A 410-nucleotide genomic window follows, 5' to 3' on the forward strand; every position below is an offset into this window, starting at 1 on the left:
AAGGTCGACGAGAGCGACCGCAAAGCGCTCGAACAGGACAGCCGCTTCTTCTTCCCGGCCTACATGGGCCCGTTCGGGTGGCTGGGCCTCGATCTCACCGCGGCCGAGGTCGACTGGGAAGAGGTCACCGAACTCCTCGATGCCTCCTACCGGATGGTGGCGTCGAAAAAGCTCGTCAAACAACTCGACCAACAGCCGGGAGCCGTCACATGAGTTTCGCCAGCCCGTTCCCCGACGTCACGATCCCGCCGGTCAGCGTCCACGACTTTCTGTTCGCCGGTCTCGACGACGCGGACGCGGGCCGGGTGGCGCTCGTCGACAGCCGGACCGGCGCAGAGACCACCTACGGCGAACTGATCGGGCGCATCGAGGAGTTCGCGGGCGCGCTGGCGGCCCGCGGGATCGGCGTC

Annotated in this window: 2 protein-coding genes; both read left to right on the forward strand. The window is 67.3% G+C overall.

Annotated elements, in window-relative coordinates:
* Window positions 1-213, forward strand: a 213-nt coding sequence (locus tag CS062_RS25590; protein ID WP_143742580.1) for an MmcQ/YjbR family DNA-binding protein, incomplete at its 5' end; no start/stop codon positions are given.
* Window positions 210-410, forward strand: a 201-nt coding sequence (locus CS062_RS25595) for a 4-coumarate--CoA ligase family protein (protein WP_143742582.1), incomplete at its 3' end; no start/stop codon positions are given. The genes CS062_RS25590 and CS062_RS25595, both read left to right, overlap by 4 nt.

The organism is Roseateles chitinivorans (assembly GCF_002761755.1).
In the GTDB taxonomy this organism is placed as follows: domain Bacteria; phylum Pseudomonadota; class Gammaproteobacteria; order Burkholderiales; family Burkholderiaceae_C; genus Roseateles; species Roseateles chitinivorans.